General features: G+C 52.3%; 19 protein-coding genes. 7 read left to right on the top strand and 12 right to left on the bottom strand.

What is annotated here, in order from left to right; translation table 11 throughout:
* Positions 1–18: 18 nt before the first annotated feature.
* Positions 19–1,521, bottom strand: a complete 1,503-nt coding sequence (locus ACMGDE_RS19400) for an RHS repeat-associated core domain-containing protein (protein ID WP_436834495.1) — start codon at positions 1,519–1,521, stop codon at positions 19–21.
* Positions 1,522–1,604: 83 nt separating this feature from the next.
* Between ACMGDE_RS19400 and ACMGDE_RS19395 the strand changes: the two genes are divergently transcribed.
* Together ACMGDE_RS19395 and ACMGDE_RS19390 are read left to right on the top strand one after the other, a co-directional pair.
* Positions 1,605–2,072, top strand: a complete 468-nt coding sequence (locus tag ACMGDE_RS19395) for a helix-turn-helix domain-containing protein (protein ID WP_436834494.1) — start codon at positions 1,605–1,607, stop codon at positions 2,070–2,072.
* 24 nt (positions 2,073–2,096) lie between these two features.
* Complete coding sequence (locus tag ACMGDE_RS19390) at positions 2,097–2,795, top strand: hypothetical protein (RefSeq protein ID WP_436834493.1); 699 nt, start codon at positions 2,097–2,099, stop codon at positions 2,793–2,795.
* 157 nt (positions 2,796–2,952) lie between these two features.
* On the opposite strand, the gene ACMGDE_RS19385 is transcribed toward ACMGDE_RS19390, so the two are convergent.
* A complete protein-coding gene (locus tag ACMGDE_RS19385) occupies positions 2,953–3,402 on the bottom strand; it encodes a hypothetical protein (RefSeq protein WP_436834492.1) in 450 nt (149 codons plus the stop codon).
* A gap of 177 nt (positions 3,403–3,579) precedes the next feature.
* Here ACMGDE_RS19385 and ACMGDE_RS19380 point away from each other — a divergent pair, with 177 nt between their 5' ends.
* The gene (locus ACMGDE_RS19380) at positions 3,580–3,807 is read left to right on the top strand and encodes a helix-turn-helix domain-containing protein (protein WP_436834491.1); all 228 of its coding nucleotides are present in this window, start codon (positions 3,580–3,582) and stop codon (positions 3,805–3,807) included.
* A gap of 152 nt (positions 3,808–3,959) precedes the next feature.
* Here the strand turns inward: ACMGDE_RS19380 and ACMGDE_RS19375 are convergent, their stop codons facing one another.
* The 6 genes from ACMGDE_RS19375 to ACMGDE_RS19350 all read right to left on the bottom strand — a co-directional run bounded on the left by ACMGDE_RS19375 (position 3,960) and on the right by ACMGDE_RS19350 (position 13,338).
* Positions 3,960–4,451: a hypothetical protein gene (locus ACMGDE_RS19375; RefSeq protein ID WP_436834490.1), complete on the bottom strand. Its 492-nt coding sequence runs from the start codon at positions 4,449–4,451 to the stop codon at positions 3,960–3,962.
* 10 nt (positions 4,452–4,461) lie between these two features.
* A complete protein-coding gene (locus ACMGDE_RS19370) occupies positions 4,462–8,091 on the bottom strand; it encodes a DUF6443 domain-containing protein (RefSeq protein ID WP_436834489.1) in 3,630 nt (1,209 codons plus the stop codon).
* 11 nt (positions 8,092–8,102) lie between these two features.
* Entirely contained in the window at positions 8,103–9,074 is a 972-nt protein-coding gene (locus ACMGDE_RS19365) for an RHS repeat domain-containing protein (protein WP_436834488.1), read from the bottom strand.
* Entirely contained in the window at positions 9,052–11,346 is a 2,295-nt protein-coding gene (locus ACMGDE_RS19360) for a hypothetical protein (protein WP_436834487.1), read from the bottom strand. Before ACMGDE_RS19360 ends, ACMGDE_RS19365 begins: the two co-directional genes overlap by 23 nt.
* A gap of 409 nt (positions 11,347–11,755) precedes the next feature.
* Entirely contained in the window at positions 11,756–12,397 is a 642-nt protein-coding gene (locus tag ACMGDE_RS19355; RefSeq protein ID WP_436834486.1) for a hypothetical protein, read from the bottom strand.
* 5 nt (positions 12,398–12,402) lie between these two features.
* Positions 12,403–13,338, bottom strand: coding sequence for a hypothetical protein (locus tag ACMGDE_RS19350; protein WP_436834485.1), 936 nt, complete (start codon positions 13,336–13,338; stop codon positions 12,403–12,405).
* Positions 13,339–13,598: 260 nt separating this feature from the next.
* On the opposite strand from ACMGDE_RS19350, the gene ACMGDE_RS19345 reads away from it, so the two are divergent.
* Genes ACMGDE_RS19345 through ACMGDE_RS19330 form a run of 4 tightly spaced genes read left to right on the top strand, consistent with a single transcriptional unit; the run spans position 13,599 to position 16,919 of the window.
* On the top strand, positions 13,599–14,909 hold the full coding sequence (locus ACMGDE_RS19345; RefSeq protein ID WP_436834484.1) for a hypothetical protein: 1,311 nt from the start codon (positions 13,599–13,601) through the stop codon (positions 14,907–14,909).
* An 8-nt stretch (positions 14,910–14,917) separates the two neighbouring features.
* Positions 14,918–15,280, top strand: a complete 363-nt coding sequence (locus tag ACMGDE_RS19340) for a hypothetical protein (RefSeq protein ID WP_436834483.1) — start codon at positions 14,918–14,920, stop codon at positions 15,278–15,280.
* On the top strand, positions 15,277–15,774 hold the full coding sequence (locus tag ACMGDE_RS19335) for a PulJ/GspJ family protein (RefSeq protein WP_436834482.1): 498 nt from the start codon (positions 15,277–15,279) through the stop codon (positions 15,772–15,774). Before ACMGDE_RS19340 ends, ACMGDE_RS19335 begins: the two co-directional genes overlap by 4 nt.
* Positions 15,771–16,919, top strand: coding sequence for a type II secretion system F family protein (locus tag ACMGDE_RS19330; RefSeq protein ID WP_436834481.1), 1,149 nt, complete (start codon positions 15,771–15,773; stop codon positions 16,917–16,919). Before ACMGDE_RS19335 ends, ACMGDE_RS19330 begins: the two co-directional genes overlap by 4 nt.
* Positions 16,920–16,967: 48 nt before the next feature.
* Here the strand turns inward: ACMGDE_RS19330 and ACMGDE_RS19325 are convergent, their stop codons facing one another.
* The 4 genes from ACMGDE_RS19325 to ACMGDE_RS19310 all read right to left on the bottom strand — a co-directional run.
* Positions 16,968–17,138 (bottom strand): hypothetical protein, encoded by a 171-nt coding sequence (locus ACMGDE_RS19325; protein WP_436834480.1) that lies wholly within the window; start codon positions 17,136–17,138, stop codon positions 16,968–16,970.
* Complete coding sequence (locus ACMGDE_RS19320) at positions 17,128–17,349, bottom strand: hypothetical protein (protein WP_436834479.1); 222 nt, start codon at positions 17,347–17,349, stop codon at positions 17,128–17,130. The genes ACMGDE_RS19325 and ACMGDE_RS19320 overlap by 11 nt, the downstream gene beginning before the upstream one ends.
* A 164-nt stretch (positions 17,350–17,513) precedes the next feature.
* A complete protein-coding gene (locus ACMGDE_RS19315; protein ID WP_436834478.1) occupies positions 17,514–17,972 on the bottom strand; it encodes a DUF5675 family protein in 459 nt (152 codons plus the stop codon).
* A 93-nt stretch (positions 17,973–18,065) separates the two neighbouring features.
* On the bottom strand, positions 18,066–18,469 hold a 404-nt coding region (locus ACMGDE_RS19310), incomplete at its 5' end, for a DUF6266 family protein (RefSeq protein WP_436834477.1).

Raw genomic sequence — 18,469 nt, 5'->3', positions numbered from 1 at the left:
CCGTAAATCGTTTAAAGATTACGGGCGAATACCCAAAAACCTTTGAGCAGGAACCCGCACGTTTTCATGATAACCGGGGATGTTTGTAATTGTACGACCGATTTCCCAGCCAATACCCCAAGCTGCTCCGTGAACACCCCCACCTGTCGAGATAACATTTGAAACCTGTTCTGTCCATCTCTGGGCAATATTGATCTGTCCATTAGAGTATTGTTGTTCAACAGAGTAAGCGTTATAAATTCCTAAACCATATCCAATACCTGTAAATCCTCTGCTGATGGTTCGACCGTGAGCGTTCTTCCCTCCAGTATACTGATTTCCATTGAATTTTTGGCTGTAGGTTTTCCATTGATGCAGACTGTACCAGGTATTCTTATTGAACATTTTATTGCTCGTCCTATCCAGCCCATAACCCAGCAAGGAAAGATAAAAGCCCTTCATATCCCCTCCGGATTGGCCTGTCCCTGTACTCAACATGCTCCCAAGACTCAACACTCCTTCATCAAAACCCAAATCACCACTTTGTATGCCCGACGAAACCAGCGAATAATCCTGCCTCATATCCTGTGAAAGTTCATTGTAACCCACTTCACTATATTCTCCTTCACTGTCCGAAACAAAATGTCTGTCCGGTTGGTCATTCTGAACCACATATTCTATTTCCTCTTCTTCATTGTAGTAGTAGTCGTCTACCCACATCCCGTTGGGGTCGATGAACCGCATCGGATTGTTGAGAGTATAATTATACGGCGAATAGGGCTGGAAGCTCTCCGCCAACGGATCAACACTTCCCCATCTCCCGAGTACCGGGTCATAGAACCGTGCTCCGTAGTCATACTGCTTGATCCCGTCCTGCAGTTCCTTGCCGTTGTAAAGATAGTTGTTTTTCGGCGAACCTGCACGGATGTATTGCCGGTACTGCAGCCCGAACGGATAGTAGTCCGCCGTGAAATTCGGCGTGGTCACGTTCGTGCCCTGCTGGAAGCCCGCCCGGTTGTTGCCCAGGTGGTCCCTGAGGAAATAGTGGTAGGTGTAGGCTGTCCCGCTCCGGATGATCCGCCCTTCCTCCGTGTGGATCAGCTCCATCGTGCCGCCCGAGTATTCGATCCCGTCGATGTAGTCGCGCGCCTGCCCCACCAGGCCCCCCGTGCTCCGCAGCTTCCGCCCCGTGGCGTCGTACACATAGGTCGCGTTGCCCGCAGCAGCCGTCACGCTCTGCGGCAGGTTCAGGTAGTTGTAGATCACCGTGTCGATGTTGTTGGCCGTGCGGCCGCTCGTCCCGTTGTACCGCCTGTCCATGTTGCCGTTGGCATCGTAGCTGTATGCCGTCGTTCCGGGAAGCTGGTAGTTCACGTCGGCCGTGGCGGTGATCGCGTCAACGACGGATGTCAGCCGGTTACCGGTATAGTTCAGCGTCAGGTTGTCCGCCACCGCCGCCGAGGCATCCGTCCGTGCCAATGTCCTGATATTCCCGTTCCGGTCGTAGCTGTAGGTGTCCGTCACCACCATTAGACTTACCATTATATTTAAAAATAAAAAACAAAATATAATGGCCTCGTGGTAATATGCCAATTTTTACTAATCTAATTTGATATATTTGAACCATGAACACTTCATTCCAAGAAGATAAATCTCACGAGGGATATAATCTGAAACGCATTCGAGAAATAATGGGGTTGAAACAAGAAGCCCTGGGCGATTTATGCCCCAGCAAATTCTCCCAGCAACGTATATCAGAATTTGAAAGCATGATTCAGATCGATGAACCCATTTTAGAGGAATTGGCGGCCGCGCTTGGGGTAACATCGGAGTTTGTGCGAAATTTCAAGGAAGAAAAGGTTATCTACAATATTCAAAGCAATCGAAATACATTCAAAGATCATTCAAAAGACCAAAGTAGCCAGCAGCATTATCAACCAACCATTACGAATGACGCTGCCGACAAGCTAACCTCCCTACTTGAAAAATTCATCGAGGAAGATCGAACCAAAACTGAGTCCATCACCGCATTGAGTAAAGCCGTATTGGAGTTAGCAGAAGAGGTGAAGAAACTGAAGAGTGGAGAGCTTTAATTTGTCATAACAACCGTTCGCTCTATGTGGCCCTTCAAACCCAAGCCGCCCATAACACAGGAAGGCAAAGAATGGATAGACGTAAACCTTCTTTGGCTAAGGGAGCAGTTCGGCCATCATGTTGACGCTGTTACTCCTACCCCTGAGCATTTCCCCGTTGAGTTTACGGGAAGTGAAGCCGATGCCCACCGTATACTTGGTATCGTATGTGGGCAGATGGGCATACCTATTGGCAATATCGAATTATATTTCTTTGACCCGCCCCCAGCGGTGGACGGCATCATGCTGGCATCTGAAGAAACAGATACGCCGGAAGGCATCTATTACCAAAGCGAGGACGGAAAGCAGACCATTGAGTTGAACAGCCAGCAACTTCCGGATTTCACTTCCCTGGTTGCGACGATTGCCCATGAAGTAGCCCACATAAAGCTACTGACGCTCGGCGACCCGGAGGAAGATGAAGAGCACCTAACGGATTTGACCGCAATATACTTCGGGTTCGGCATATTCATAGGCAATTCGGCCTTCAAGTTTAACCAATGGCAGGACGGTTCACACCAAGGGTGGTCCTTCAAACGCAGTGGTTACCTACCGGAACAGGTCATTGCTTATGCAATGGCTGCACTATATAGTGATCAAAAGGATATCGCCGCCAATCTGAATAAAAGCTTAAAAAAATATTATGAACAATCTGTTTATTTACTCAACAAACTAGGCACTTAGCTTATTCAATCATCTATACCTATCATAAATAGGTCTTTCGGGGTACCTCGCGGGTCGTGTTGCCGTTGCCATCATATAGATAGGTGGCAGATCCGCCCGTGATACCTCGCCTCGTAGTCGTACCTTTTGTCCTAACCGATCTTAATACTCAGTCTTTCTATTGTTTTACACCGTTAATTACAACCAAGTTTTCTTTAATATCTATCTGCATATACTTCAACTCATCTTTGACTCTTCCATTTGTATAATACTCATTTATAAAGATAGTCTTTTCGGTATAATCAAAGTACTTTACTTTTTGGTCCTGCAAATTTATCTTCACATTTTTTCCATAATCATTGGAAATTACATACCTATATTCGGAAGAACTGACATCTACAATAGTAAGTCCATTATCATTGGTAGTTTCAATGTACATAGAGGGTTTGAATATTCCGAAGTATTTTCCTGGTATAATATAGCATTTACCTCCTAAGCGTTTCCAAACTGTCAAATATTGATTTTCCGACAAACAGTAAAACGAACGAAACTGGTCAGTCCCGGCGAAAATTAACAGAATCGAAACCAGCAATGAGAAGTTGTGCTCTTTGAGTTGGTTGACCTTCATTGGTAATTGTTCGTTGTTGCCAGCTTTCAAGTGCATCGAACCCAGTCCTTGCTTCTAACCAACTTAACCCCTTTCTACCAGCAACAAACCCAGCGCCATAGTTACCTATATCCCTTGCAGATGTTATCTTAGCATTCAACATCATACCTCGGTAGTGATATTGTGGATTATTGTAATTTGCATCACCTAGATTGGCATTTGCGCAAGCAGAAGAAAATGACGCAGGGAGACCTCGGCGGTAAAGTCGGCACCTCCGGCGATATCATCGGCAAGTACGAAAGGGGCGAGAACATCCCATCGATAGACGTCGCCGCAAAGATCGCCGATGCACTCGGCGTCACACTCGACTACCTGGTCAAGGACGGCGAGCACGAGCATATCGACAACGAGACACTCAAACGGTGAAAGAGGTGCAGGGACTGGACAGCGACACCCGATCCCATGTATTCGCCGCCATCGATGCGTTCATCAAGGCGACAAGGCTCAAGAGCATCGCAGCACTGTAAAAAGAAAAGCCCGGCACAATGGCCGGGCTGCAAGACGTTTTTGGCAAAAAGTTAAGCTATCCCGTTCACACGTAAGTCGTATAGCTTAGACTTGTCAAGATTAACCTTAACATTCCAATATTGGCTACAGCCATCTAATACAACTATCACTTCTTTATCCAAGTTTTTCAGCGACTCCTTATCTTTTTTGATGATAAAGTTCATCCACACCACCCTGTTTCCATCATCATCAATATACCCAATATACTGCCTCCGGTACCTATGCAGGTTCTTGTGAATGATTGGGCAACCTTTCATACCCTGTTCCGCACGGGGGATGTTGATTCCTTCAAGCTGTTTGTTCAATATTTCTTCAGCCTTTTCTATATCTTGATAGGTGGGCGTATACCTTTCCCTGACTCCATCAAAACTCATCAAAGCTGGCGTGTAATCTTTTGGAAATATATGTCCCATACTTCCGTCAGCATATCTTTGTATCTTGCTTGTCTGGGCACAACTAAGCAAAGCGAAAACAAGCAAAACAACACAAACATTTCTTTTCATAGCTCTGTATTTAGGGTTGGTAAGGCAATTTACCGGTTTCTACCGCTGGCCGGGATATTGATGGTACTATTGCCCTTGCCTTTACTCCATTGAAATAGTTATAGTTATTGTAGAACAGGCTTTGTCTTGAACCATTTATTAATGGATATATCCCAGTACCCGTTTGAACATCGTATTTGTAATACTCTCTTAATGGCAGAAAATGCTCAGCTCTAAACTTGTTTTCCATATGCGTGGCAAAATGCTCAGCATATGTGAAATTCTGACCCGGAATTTGCGCCATGTTTATAGTTCCTCGAATATTATCCAAACCATGAGCCAATTCATGCGCTAAACCTATGAATGTGGGTCTATCCCTTGAGCCCCGCGTATTGAGCCCCCCTTCTCTACCACTGGGGTCAAACTGAACGGTATTCGTTCCCGGAGAAAATTTATTGCCGTCACTTCCTCTGACTACCGAAACATTGGAAGTAGAACTTTCTATTTCATTAAGCATAGCCTTCCCTTCCGTACCACTTCCGATCTTGTCCAAGTTATTAACGGCTGTTTTCAAAAACCCTTTAACCTTTCCCGAATATGCAGAACCATCCTTGTTATAAAGATTCCCCCCTTCGTATCGCAGTGTTTCCTTTCCGCCTAAACCTAAAAAGCCTGTCCTATGCGTAACCCAAAGGCTGTCACCATTAATATCAATGTTCAATATTGGATTATTCCCACCATATTGATATGGCGTCATATCATAATACTTCTCCGCAAACCTATCTATTGTCCCAAAGCGTCCAATAACAGGATCATAGAACCGTGCGCCGTAGTCATACTGCTTGATCCCGTCCTGCAGCTCCTTGCCGTTGTAAAGATAATTGTTTTTCGGCGAACCTGCACGGATGTATTGCCGGTACTGCAGCCCGAACGGATAGTAGTCCGCCGTGAAATTCGGCGTGGTCACGTTCGTGCCCTGCTGGAAGCCCGCCCGGTTGTTGCCCAGGTGGTCCCTGAGGAAATAGTGGTAGGTGTAGGCTGTCCCGCTCCGGATGATCCGCCCTTCCTCCGTGTGGATCAGCTCCATCGTGCCGCCCGAGTATTCGATCCCGTCGATGTAGTCGCGCGCCTGCCCCACCAGGCCCCCCGTGCTCCGCAGCTTCCGCCCCGTGGCGTCGTACACATAGGTCGCGTTGCCCGCAGCAGCCGTCACGCTCTGCGGCAGGTTCAGGTAGTTGTAGATCACCGTGTCGATGTTGTTGGCCGTGCGGCCGCTCGTCCCGTTGTACCGCCTGTCCATGTTGCCGTTGGCGTCGTAGCTGTATGCCGTCGTTCCGGGAAGCTGGTAGTTCACGTCGGCCGTGGCGGTGATCGCGTCAACCGCCGAGGTCAGCCGGTTGCCGGTGTAGTTCAGCGTCAGGTTGTCCACCACCGCCGCCGAGGCATCCGTCCGTGCCAATGTCCTGATGTTCCCGTTCCGGTCGTAGCTCAGCGCTTCCCGGCCCTTGCTGCCCGCCATCATCCCCTCCGTCAGCCGGTTAACCGCATCGTACGCGTAGCTGTAGGTGTCCGTCACCGGTGCCGCCGGGGAGGCCGTGCTGTGACGCGTGAACTGCTGGCTGGCGATGTTGCCGTTGTACTGCGGGGCGCTGCCCGCGTTGTAGCCCAGCACCTGCCGGAACAGCGGCGCGCTGCTCTCTTTCAGCCACCCCCGCTCGTTGTAGCTGTAGCTCACCGCCTGCCCGAAGCTGCTGCCCTGGTCCGTGCTGTGGAGGCCCTTCGTGCGCAGCTGCCCCACCTCGTTGTACCCGTTCCTGGCAAGCAGCACACGAGCCCCGGTGTTCACCGTCTTCCAGGTGTGCGTCAGGCGGTTGCGGTGGTCATATTCATACTCCGTGGTCACCGTCACCTCCGGGGTAGCGGCATTGGTGGTATGGTGCTTCCGCGTTTCCTTCTTCACCTGCCCCGTGAAGCTGTACTCCCGCGTGATGTCGTCGAACTCCGTGGCCGCATAGCTGCCCCCCAGCAGGTGCTGCTTCCATTCCCGCACCACGTTGCCCCTGTCGTCGTAGTAGTACACCGTCCACAGGTAGATCGAGGTGCCCAGCACCTTCGCTTTGCCGGCCACCTGCCTGCCGTGGGTGAGCTTGCTGTAGCTGGCCGACTGGTTGTGCGGCAATCCCGGGATGCCGTCGTAGCGGTCATAGTAATGCACCTCCGTCACGTCCATGTCCGCCGTATTGGAGGGCATCGACACGTTCGTGTACCCGTGCAGGTGGCCGCTCGCCGTGGAGCGCTCCTCCCACTGGTGGGCATGGCCCGGGAAATACCCCGCGATCGTCTCCCGGTTGTCCGTACGCCCCTTCTCCACCCCCTTCATGATCACCCGGCCCTGCCCGTCGTACTTGTGGAACGTGTGGTACTGCCCCGGGCCGAACCCGGCATACGCCTCCAGCTGCTGGCGGCTGTCCTGGTGGAACACCAGCCAGCCGGGCATGTTATAGACATAGTTCTCCCACGCCCCGCCGCCCGGAAGGCGCCGGTAGGCCAGCTGGCCCCTGGCGTCATAGCGGTACTGGTAGGCGAAGTTGTTCAGCTCGGCAGCCGTCGGCGCCACTGTGCCCGTGCGGTCCGGCCCCATCTCCGGCGTCAGCACGAACGACAGCTGCCCCAGGTCGTTGTACACGTAATACGTGCTCAGCAGCTGGCTCGTTCCGTTGAACGTCCGCCGCAATACCGCCCGCCCCTGCTTGTCCGTGTATTCCTCCGCCGTGTGCAGCCGGCTGGCGAACGTGCCGCTGCCCCCCGCCCAGTTCTCGTCCCTGGTGACGGTCACCTGCAGCTCGCCCGCCGCGTATGTCCCGTTCAGCGTCAGCGTGGGGACGCCCGCCGCGTTCAGCGTCACCCCGTAGCGCGAGGCCATTCTTGTCGTGGCAACCGTGCCGAATGCCGTGGCGTTGTTCGACGCATATTCCGTCCGAACCGTATGCCCGCTCCCCGGTACCGAGGAGCTCTGCGGCTGCCACGCCGCGCCCGGGAAACCCTGCTCCACCACCCTGTTCAGCGGCGAGGGCTCGAAAACCGTGCGGCTGCGCGCATACGCATGCGCCGCCTGCCCCGCCGGAACGGTCGCGGTGCTTGAATAGTAGCTGTTCTGCGCCGTCACCGCGCTGGCCTTGAATGCCCCGCCGCCTCCCGTGGCCGTCGCATACGGCAGGTACTGGTATTCCTGGCGACCGTAGGCGTCGTACGCTACGGGCGTCACCAGGTCCTTGTACCCATCGCCCCCCGAGGCCTTCACCCCCACCTCCTGCAACGGACGGCCCAAGCCGTCATAATATGTGATGTCGCGCATGGCGTCCGAGGCCATGTTGCCCGGGGTTCCGCTGAACGGTTTCAGGTACACCGTCCGCTGGATGTAGTTCTGGTTTGCGCTGGCACCATTGCCCAGCTCGGTGTCCCCCGCGATGAACACCCGCAGCGTGCTCCCCGGGGTGGCATGGAACCCCGCCAGCAGCCGGACGCTCTGCGTCCCGCTCAGCTCCGCCTGTCCCGAATAGCTGCTGTACGTCGGGTTGGCCGCCTGGCCATGGGCCGCCGGGATTCCGGCGAGGCGCGACAGCAGGCATACTGATACGGTGATGATGATGTGTCTTTTCATGGCTGCCTCCCTTAGTTTGTACGGTAGTTGTATCGGTAGTCTTCGACGCGGTTGCCCGCCAGGTCACGCACCTCCGTGAGCCGGCCGAAACCGTCGTAGACATAATAAAACGTGTTGCCCGGGGCGTCCGTCCGGCTCGTCATCCCCACCAGCGGATCGTATGTAAAAGTCTCCATCTGCGCCTCTGCCGGATGCAGGCGCACATCGTCAATAGCGACCGTACCGGAAACCGTGACCGAGCTGACGCCCGTGACGACGCGCCTGTATTGCGTCCAGCCATTGCGGGTCCGCATCACCGCGGCCGTGCCTCCGCTTATGCCCGTCGCCGTAGTGCTCTTCGCCCAGTATGTCAGCAGGTAGGTCTTCCCCGTGGACAGCCCGCTTTTGGACAGTGCTCCCCCGCCGAGACTGTACACCCGCTTGCCCGTCGGTGCAGTGGCGTCCGCCGCCGTGGCACCCGAGTAGCTCCAGTTCCCTTTGCCGTCCGACTCGAATCCCGCATAGGCAATATCGCCCTGAACCGCATTTGTAACCGCAGCGATGGGGTACTGCCCGTTATATGACCACAGATAGCTCGTACTCGGACCGCCCGTTTCCGTTACCTGCAGCGGATTGCCCTTCGCGTCGTAGGTGTCATAATTAATGAGCGGCTTATAACCACTATTGAGCACCACAGTCCCATTCTGCACCATTGAAGGATTGCTTGTACTGGAAGGTGTAAGCACGTCGAATCCATATCGGGTGCTGGGAAGGGAAACTGTTGGGTAGTAAGCCAAGAAATCGGCAACGATGAGTTTTTCAGCTGCACCTTCGTTTGCCGCCACAAGTTTCCTTTCTTCGATCGTTCTGGAAATCATGTTTGAGTCAAGCAGTCTTTTGATGCCTTTCGAAATATTATCCGTACCTGTGATTTCTGCATAATCAAATGGATATTTATACCGCTTGGTCAGGACCTTGCCATCACTTGAATGTTCCCTTTCCAAAGAAGGGAGATTGCCCTGAGTATAGTCCCACTCTTGACTGGACTGGACCGCAGTTCCGTCTTCCTGATATTGTATCGTAGTTTTCTTCTTTTAGAAGCACGTCTGCTCGGGTGACTTTATAGGTTGCGTAATTGAATAGTGAGTTTATTCCCACATCATTGTAAGGATTGTACATGGTAGGGGAAGCTGCAATTAAACCACCATCCGCTTTTGCAAAAGCGTTTACTCGAAAACCGGTAAAGTCATCAATCGCTGGAATGGTTGAAGGAATCAGATACTCATATAATTCTCTCACTAACGGGACTTTATCAGCTCCAACAGTTTTATAGAATACTTTTTCTTTCAGGTACGGCTTATTCCAATAGTCATACCTGCCAACAAAAAACATAGGAAATTCAACTGGATGTACCAAGCCATTAAACTCATATCCGTGATTAGTCAGGTATGGGCTAACACCTAAGTCACTAACCGGCATATCAAAAATATAATCTGTAGTATGGTTTTCCCCGCCGGATGCCATCTCCCGCACAGTGTCATACCATCCAAGATTGGCTTGTACATACTCATCAAACAGCTCGCCATCCAAAAATGAAGAATGATTTCTGATCTGGGTAGAGACAACCCCCGGCCTTTCAGGATGGGGCACGATCAGGTAAGGTTGCTCCTTTATATACAATGATTTATCCACGGGATTAAACCGCATGACGCCATAACCGCTCCCATCCGAACCGTAAGCATAGCTTTTCCTGAGTGCGACCTCTCCAGTTGCACTATAGCTATCAATTGCGAGAATCCTTACTCCACCGCCCATTACAGTGGTGGTGTTTCCCGGCATCCTATAACGATTTGATTCATACTTATAATTGGTATATCCACCTGTGGGATATGTTATCCTGTTTAACAAATAGGCGCTCGTAGTAGCATATTGCTCCTTATTTGTCCCGTCCAATAACTTATTTGTTGTAAGACCTCCACAATCTTGCAGGAAAAGCAGATTCCCGTATCGATAAGCATGCCCATTGGTGGCCGTTTGCTGATAATAACCGAAGCAATCGTAGTAAATCCTATTTTCATTCTTTGCAGTATACTCGAATTTGTATTTCTCGACAGTAAGATTGTCACTGCCTGCTATCCCAATAGAATCCAGAAAGGTTTTACTATAAAAACTGCTGTAAAAAAAATCGACCTGCTTAATGGTCGTCCCATCTAATCGCTTTATCAAAATCTGATTAATAGTACCATTTACGTTTCTGGAAAAAAATATATTCTCATTGGGGCCGTTGATTTCGGTTAAGACACTAATATCGTAACTTGTCGATGAAGGGTAAGATGTTGTACCACCGTCATCAACACTAGGGAGGCAGGTTGACGTTTCAACATCCCTCAACATCCTACTATAAAAAGGCTTTGGAACGGAACTTTCCTGCCTTACAGCATAATGGAAATCCACATTCTTCCCAAGAGGAGATCGTATATTTGAAAGCATCCAAGCCGTACTGTACTTATTAGTGCCAAATATAATTCGCTCACCGTTTGCAACATTAAAACCGAACTTGTAGTTGATCCCTGCCATGTCTACTAGATCGAAACCGCTTATACCCGAGATCCCTGTTGAGTACTTTACCTTGGTTGCCGAATTTGTTAAAAGTGATACTTTTTTGTTTGCCCTATCCGATATAACAAAATGCGCCTCCTCACTGGGGGTTGCCATTGTAAAATCGTCAAACTGGCCATCTAAATAATCGCCTTGAAGCGCAGTAAAAACAGGCTGCTCCCTTGGATTCGCGTATCTGGCTATATATTTATCTCGGTCTATAGGAGACGTAAAATTATTTCCAAGATAAAACGTAATCGACTGATTCAAAACTCCATTTACAGAGAAACCATTTTGCATATTAGGCATGGAATAAAACTCGTCGACTCGACCTTTGACTGTCCTAGAAATTCGATAACCTGGATTCATCGACCAACCGAGGCCGACATCTCCGCTTGTCTGCCCGTACTTGATACCCGACGCGTGGTATGAAATCCCTATGGGTATTGAAATATTATCCAGATTTATGGTGTAAAAATTAATGGCTATTTCGGGTATGCCATTTACAAGCGATACCTTATGGTCGATAAATTTATTAAAATCGACCGATCTGGGCGATGGCGGTATCACATTGCCCAGGGATTCCAGCTGTGCAAATGCTGGCCCGTATACAAGAATGGAAAGGTAGGTCATCAATCCTACTATACTTACCGAGGATTTTTTTGAGGTTTTCTTCATCTCATTTTCGAATTAACGATAGCTTATTGAGTGTATTGTTGCATCTATATAGGATCATGATTGATGTTCGGCACCATCTTTTTTCTTGCCGCATCGACTTTTTAGTTTAATATCAAGCATAAACCACTGCATCCTACAGTAGCATGGCCTCTGCCAGGCATACGCCAGTCCGCCGCATGCAGATTGCCCCGTGTAGGACCTCTCATCCCCACACAAACACCTCACACAAAAGCCTAGAAAATCTTTCTGCTGATTATTCCTTCGGTTTAGGCTGTTGTTTTTGGTTTACTAAATGCTTGCCTTACAAATATAACTACAGTGCTGTTAATTTAATGTGGCTAAATTGCTAATTTTAAAACAGCTTTATTCTGCGATTTTACGGGAACACCCTGATTTCGGGTATTAATCATTATTTCACCTGCTGTTGTATCTCTAAACTTTTAATGCGTTCATTCTGTTGTTCTTGAATTATCTTCATGTCCATCAAATGCAGCGTCAGCTCCTCCACCTTTTTTAATAGCAGCAGGTTCATCTCCCCCAGGTCTAGCCCATCCTTTTCAATATCCGCCGCCGAAGGAATTTCCGGGAGGTGCTTGTGCTCCTTTACATAGGTTTCGATTTCTTCCAGGGTAGGCAATTCGTAATCCGGCTCAAACACGTAGTCCGGCACGGAGATGTCCGTCTTTACCTTCACCTCTTTGGCCAGGATGTTGCCGTTTACCGCGAGTTTGGCCTGGGGAGTGGTGGTGCCGATGCCGACATTGCCTGAGCTAGCGAAATAAACCTTTGGACTTCCGCCAAGGAAAAACCGAATACCACCGAATCCCGACAGATAGGCTGTTGGGGCACCGGAATACTGGGAATCATCATACCAACCCAGGGCGTAGTGGCCAACTTTTCTGCTCTCATAGGTAAAACTATACGGGAAACCGGTGTCCTGCACCACACCCAATCCGATGGCGGGTTCATTCTGCGTATAGTTGGTTTGCGCTTGGGAGACTGTTACTGCGAATAAAAGCAAAGCGACAGCGGCTATTCTTTTTGTTTTCATAAATTTCACCTTTTAATGTGTTGTTCCAGTTGCTGTATCCGATCCTCAAATTCAGCCAGCCGTTTTATTTCTTTTTCCTTCTCAATCAAATGCAGCGTCAGCTCCTCCACCTTTTTCAGCAGCAGCAGGTTCATCTCCCCCAGGTCCAGCCCATCCTTTTCGATGTCCGCCGCCGAAGGAACCTCCGGCAGGTGTTTGTGTTCTTTCACATAGGTTTCGATTTCATCCAGGGTAAGCAGCTCATAATCCTCCTCAAATACATAGTCCGGCACGGAGATGTCCGTCTTTACTTTCACCTCTTTGGCCAGGATGTTGCCGTTTACGGCGAGTTTGGCTTGGGGAGTGGTGGTACCGATGCCGACATTTCCGGAGACAAGTAGCTTCCCGGCAAGGTGGTTCTGCGTCATTTCTGAAGCATAACTGGCTATATCAGTTAACACGGTTTGATTCTGCGGCACACCATCGACTTCATAAGTGACCGCTTTCAATGCTTCACCGCTGGAATTTACCCACCCGACGAAGTGATAGCCCTGCGAATGCTGCCCCGCAAGGTAGGGTACGTCTACGGCTAAATATTTTTTGCCGTTATACATACAGGTCTTGAGTGCCCATACCTGATTGCTTCCATAGGCATTGCTGTCAAATGACTCCAGGGTAGCCGCCGTGCCGTTGTAGGCGGATGAGGAACGGATGTCTGCCACATTGATCCGTTGATATGAACCAGTGCTACCGCGCAGCGCCATGATGGTACCCACGGCGTAGTTATTTGGCAATAGTGTACCGTCATAAATCTCGTGCAGCAGGATAAGGGTCTTCGAGTAGGCCACGTTTTGATCCAGGGCGATTGTCACGGCTTTATAGCTGCCATGGATAGTGGTTTGTGCCTGGGCGGTTATAAGGGCTGCCGCCAACAACACGGATACGGTGATGTGTTTATACATATCGGTGAGGATTTAAGTAAACGTTTGATTGATTTACACCACCGCTTCCCGCAAACAAAAGCCTGAAAATCGCACTGCTGATTCTTTTCGGTTTAGGCTTCGTTGTTCAGATGTTCCCTACTGGTTGATGTCTTTTTCTTTGGTAATGTTACACGATTATTCTGAGATTTCAAAGCGAAAAGATTTTCTTAATAATTTTTTAAAATTGACTGTGTTTTGCTGCGGTATTTCCCTACTTTCACGGGGTACAACCGAATCAGATGCGGAGACCACCTTTATACCTCAAAGCCGGCGCGCTGCTCCTTGCGCTGCTCCTTGCTGTCATTATCGGGGTCATGACCGGCGGACTGTTGCTGCTGCTTCAATACCATCGGCAATATGCGGCGCATGCGCTCCGCCAGGAACGGCTGCAGCGCAACCTGGGGTCGGCCACCAACCTGCTGCTCACGGCCGGGACGGCAACGGTGGGTGATACGGCGATGGCGGATTTATTTGACGAGGAGCTGGACTCGGTGCGGCTCATCCGGCGGCCCTGGGGGGTGTTTGACCTGGGAGTGGCCCATGCCTTCGAACACGGGGATACCGTGGGCAGGACCTTCCTGATCGGCTGCGCACCCACGGAAGCGGAGCGCTATGCGCTGTACCTCGCCGATGAATACCGGCCGCTTTCGATCTCGGGCAACACCCGCATACAGGGTGATGCTTTTCTGCCCGAAGCGGGTATCCGTAAAGCGTATATCGAAAATCAGGCATATGCTGGTGAGGAGGTGATCTATGAAGGGATTATGCATCATAGCGGCACGGCGCTGCCGACGCTGAGCGCGGATATCATCAATCGTTTGCTGCCGTTCTTCCAGCCGGATGACACAGCGGAATGGGCCGCTGATGCGGTGGACTGGTATGCCGGTGGCACAGGCGATTCGTTGCTTTATTCGTTTTCCGGGGAGCCGCTGGTGCTGCATGCCTTGGACAGCATCGGCATATCGGGGCCGTTCCTCGGCGGGCAGGTCATCGTGGTGGCCGATGGCCCGGTCACGGTCACCGCGGATGCCGGATTGCACGATATCCTGCTCTTTGCTCCCTGTATCCGGTTTGCCGACGGCTTCCGGGGGCGGTTGCAGGCGTTTGCCCGTGATTCGTTGATCGTGGGTCAGCAGTGTGTCTTTGATTACCCGTCGGTATTGGGCTTGGTCAACATTCCCCGGGATAGCCTGATACAGGAGTTTCAGCCCCTGATGCGGATCGACAGCGCCAGCGTGGTGAACGGGCTGGTGTTTTCGCACTTCCCGGGCAGCGAACAGCTTTTGGCCAGCGTCAAACTGGCCAAAGAGACCATCGTCAATGGACAGGTCTATGCCGATGGGCTTTTGGAATTGCAGGGCACCGTGAATGGCATCACGCTTTGCCGGAGGTTCTCGCTGCAGACGCCATCCAGCCTGTACGAAAACTTTGTGCTGGGCGGCGTGATGAACCTCACCGGCCTGTCTCCGCACTATGCAGGCAGCCCCTTGCTGAATGGGGGAAAGGTGGGCCGCGCATTGGTGTGGCTGGAAGATAAATTAGTGTATTAATACAAGCAATGACTATTAAAAAACTTGCATGCAGCTTTTTAAAGGCCTCCACCTTAGTGGAAGTACTGGCAGCGCTGGTGATCATTACGCTGGTGGTGGCCATCGCGGCCACCCTGTATGTCAAGATGGGGTTGAAAAGACCGGATAATTCGGTAAACTTGCAGTTGGATTTGAAAGCCCTGGCCGAAGAAACCAAACGCAATGTGGATTATGCGCCCCGCCAATATGAACTGGAAAACGGGGTACACGTAGACCAGTCCGTGGAGCCCTACCGAGGGGATACGCTGCGGCTGCTTTTGCAGTTGGAGGCCACCCGGCAGGGCACCGGGGAGCGGGCCGTACACCGGGAAATTGTGATAGCCAACCCATGAACAGCCATCAGCATCGATTACAGGCATTCACCATCATGGAAATGATGGTGGCACTGGTGCTCACGGCGCTGGCCGTCGCGCTGGTGTATGCGGGCCTCCGGTTTGTGCAGCGGCAGGGCGAACAGTTTTCGCGGCAATTGGGGGATTTTGGGGAGGTCAACCGCTTGCACAGCGCCATCCAGACCGATGCCGGGGCCGCCGGGGAACTTCGCCGGGAGGAATCGGGGCTTGCTTTTTATCGAAAGGATAAGTTGATTCAGTATAGCATAATGGACTCCATATGTGTACGGTATGACGGCACAGTAGCCGATACCTTCCACGTGCAGGTAGACAGTCTGGGGGGCTGGTTCTTGGGCCGTCGGCAGGAAAGTATCGGAGGCGTACTGGACCATGCGACCCTCTATGCCGCCCCGGGGAATAGGCACTTATCCATCGTGGTCCGCAAGCAGTATGACGCCGCCACGTTAATCCACCTAACCGATTCTGAACCATGAGCCAGGGCATCGATATTCGTAAGATCAAAGCGGCACCTTCCGCGGGCAATGCCACCCAAGCCAAGCAACCCGGGCTTGCCGAATGGCTGACCAAAGACTATACGCTGTTTTCACCGTTCGGCGACAAGCAGAAGGAATCGCTCTACCACGAGCTGGGCATCCTGCTGCAGGCGGGTATCGACCTCAAGGGCGCATTCGACATGCTCATCGAGCAGCAGCCAAACAAGAAAAATGCCGCGATGCTCACCCAGGTGCAGACCGACGTGGTACAGGGCAGCTCGCTGTCCGCGGCGATGCAGCGGCACAAACCCTTCACCCCGTATGAATACCACAGCGTGCAGATCGGGGAAGAAACCGGCAAGATCGCCCAGGTATTGCAGGATCTGGCCCTGTTTTTCCGCAAACGCCTCAAACAGCGGCGGCAGATCACCAGCGCACTCACCTACCCCGTCATCGTGATGCTTACCTCCTTCGGCGCCATTTTCTTCATGATGAATTTCATTGTGCCCATGTTTGCCGATATTTTCCAGCGCTCGGGCAGCGACCTGCCGGCAATCACCCAGTTCATTGTCTCCCTATCCACCCTGTCGCGCCGGTATGCGCCGCTGGTCGTCCTTACGATCGCCGGCATCGCCGCGTGGCTGTACTTTCGGCGCGGAAACGAGTGGAACCGCAAATGGACGGCCTGGCTGCTGCTCCACCTGCCGGTATTCGGCGGCATGATCCGGAAGGTGTACCTGGCACGCTTCTGCAACTCGATGGCCCTGCTCACCGGGGCCAAGATCCCGCTGATGCGGGCGCTGCAGCTGTGCCGCCAGATGGTGGACTTCCACCCCATCGAGCAATCGCTCATCCGCGTGGAAGACCGCGTGATGCATGGCCATTCGCTGCACGGCAGCCTATCGGAATTCCCGATATATGACCGCAAGCTGGTGTCGCTGGTCAAGGTGGGCGAGGAAGTCAACCAGCTGGCCGATTTCTTCGGCAAAGTGGCAGACCAGTACAACGACGAGGTGGAGTACCAATCGGCCACCATCGCCGCGGTACTGGAGCCGCTCATCATCGTCTTTCTGGGGCTCTTCGTGGGGCTTATCCTCATTGCGATGTACCTGCCCATGTTCCAGATGGGCGATATGGTCGGCTGATGGCATAAAAAAGCTGCGAACCGTTTGACGGGTCCGCAGCTTGGTGCCTCATCTCCCCCGCTGCCAGCGTTGCAGGAGCAGGGTGACGAAGAAGCTCACCACTGCGCCGATGGCCGCCAGTACGGCGGTTTTGGTGATGTCGTGCAGGCCCAGCTGGCCCACGATGCCCAGGACCGTGCCGCCCGTGGTGCCGATGCTCAGCTGCTGATTAGCCTTCATCGTCATCCCCTTTCCGGCTGCCGCTCTCCACGGCTTCCAGCACGCCCAGCGCCAGTGCCACGTACCTGGCCACGGCCACCACCCTGGGCGGCAGCTTCACCGGGGAGGCGATGATCAGCTGGATGGCCATCGCCAGCGTTTCCTTGATCCTGTCATATAGCGTCGGCTTTCCTGCTTCGGGGAGCCCGACGGTTTTATTTTCTTTTTGCATTGTTTTTTGTGTTTGATATTATCCATTACTATTTATCAATCCTCCATCACGATCCGCCAATTTTCAACCGCCCATTCCCATCTGTTTTAGCCTGCTGCTCGCCATCTGGATCTCCGTCGCTTCGCTAGGATCTCCTAGGCTGGCTCTGCAGCAAGGCAAAACGGCTAAACCCCGCCAATCCTGTTTTCCACCACGAGCCGCTGATTGCCCTGTGCGATCTGCTCTACGAGCCGGGGGTAGGCATACTTGTATGCCGCAGCCGAGTGCAGCACCCGGTAGTCGCCATCGGTCAGCTGCCAGTACGATCCCGTGAGCGGGCAGCCCGCGGTCTGCGTGTGGTAATTGCCGATGTGGAGGAACACCAGGCTGAAATCCGGGATGCCGGTGATCTCCAGCATACCATGGTGCAGCTTCGGATATTTTACGCCGTACCCGGCATTCATGCCTGCCCAGGGATTGAGCCGGAGCCGGTACGTCCCTTCGGGGATGCAGGTCGCGGCCGGTATCTTCTCCCTGCGGATGCTGTCTTCCAGCAGGTAGCAGCAAAACAGGCTGCCGATATAGAGGTGGCTGAGGGTACTGTGTTTCCCCTGCGCCACGCGGATGATGCGGATGTCGTTCATCGGTGAAGTTATTGATTCGTGAAAGTGTTGAAATCGCGGGTCGGAAAAAAGCGGCGGGACTGTCCCCGCCCCGCCGCTTGGGAGCCGTGCCGGTTAAGGCTCGGGTTCCGGAGCGGTGCCGCCTGCCAGCATCACCGTGCCGGCGTACTGGCTGTCCGAGGTCCTGTCCCCATCACGGTGCACCATGAAGCCCCAGGCCACCAGCTCATCCCCGGCAAACGATGCCGGTACCGCGATGGCCATGCTTGCGGCTTCGCGCTGCGTACCGTCGTAGACGTTCATGAAGCGCTTGGTGGCGTTGTAAAGCACCACCACCAGTTCATCGTCCGCAAAGCTGGTATACCGGCTGGTAATGGGATCCCACGATAGGGTTACCTCTTCCGGTCCGGTCTGCGCCAGCAGGAGCGATGCAGGCGCACCGAGTCCGCCCTGCGCCACCGTCACGTTTGCATAGTCGATGGTGTAATCCGGGAACTCGCCCGCTACCGCTTTGTTGA

The sequence above is a fragment of the Parapedobacter brassicae genome, from assembly GCF_051400755.1.
In the GTDB taxonomy this organism is placed as follows: domain Bacteria; phylum Bacteroidota; class Bacteroidia; order Sphingobacteriales; family Sphingobacteriaceae; genus Parapedobacter.
Note: the sequence above shows the minus strand (reverse complement) of the source record. Positions and strands in the feature narration are given on the sequence as shown.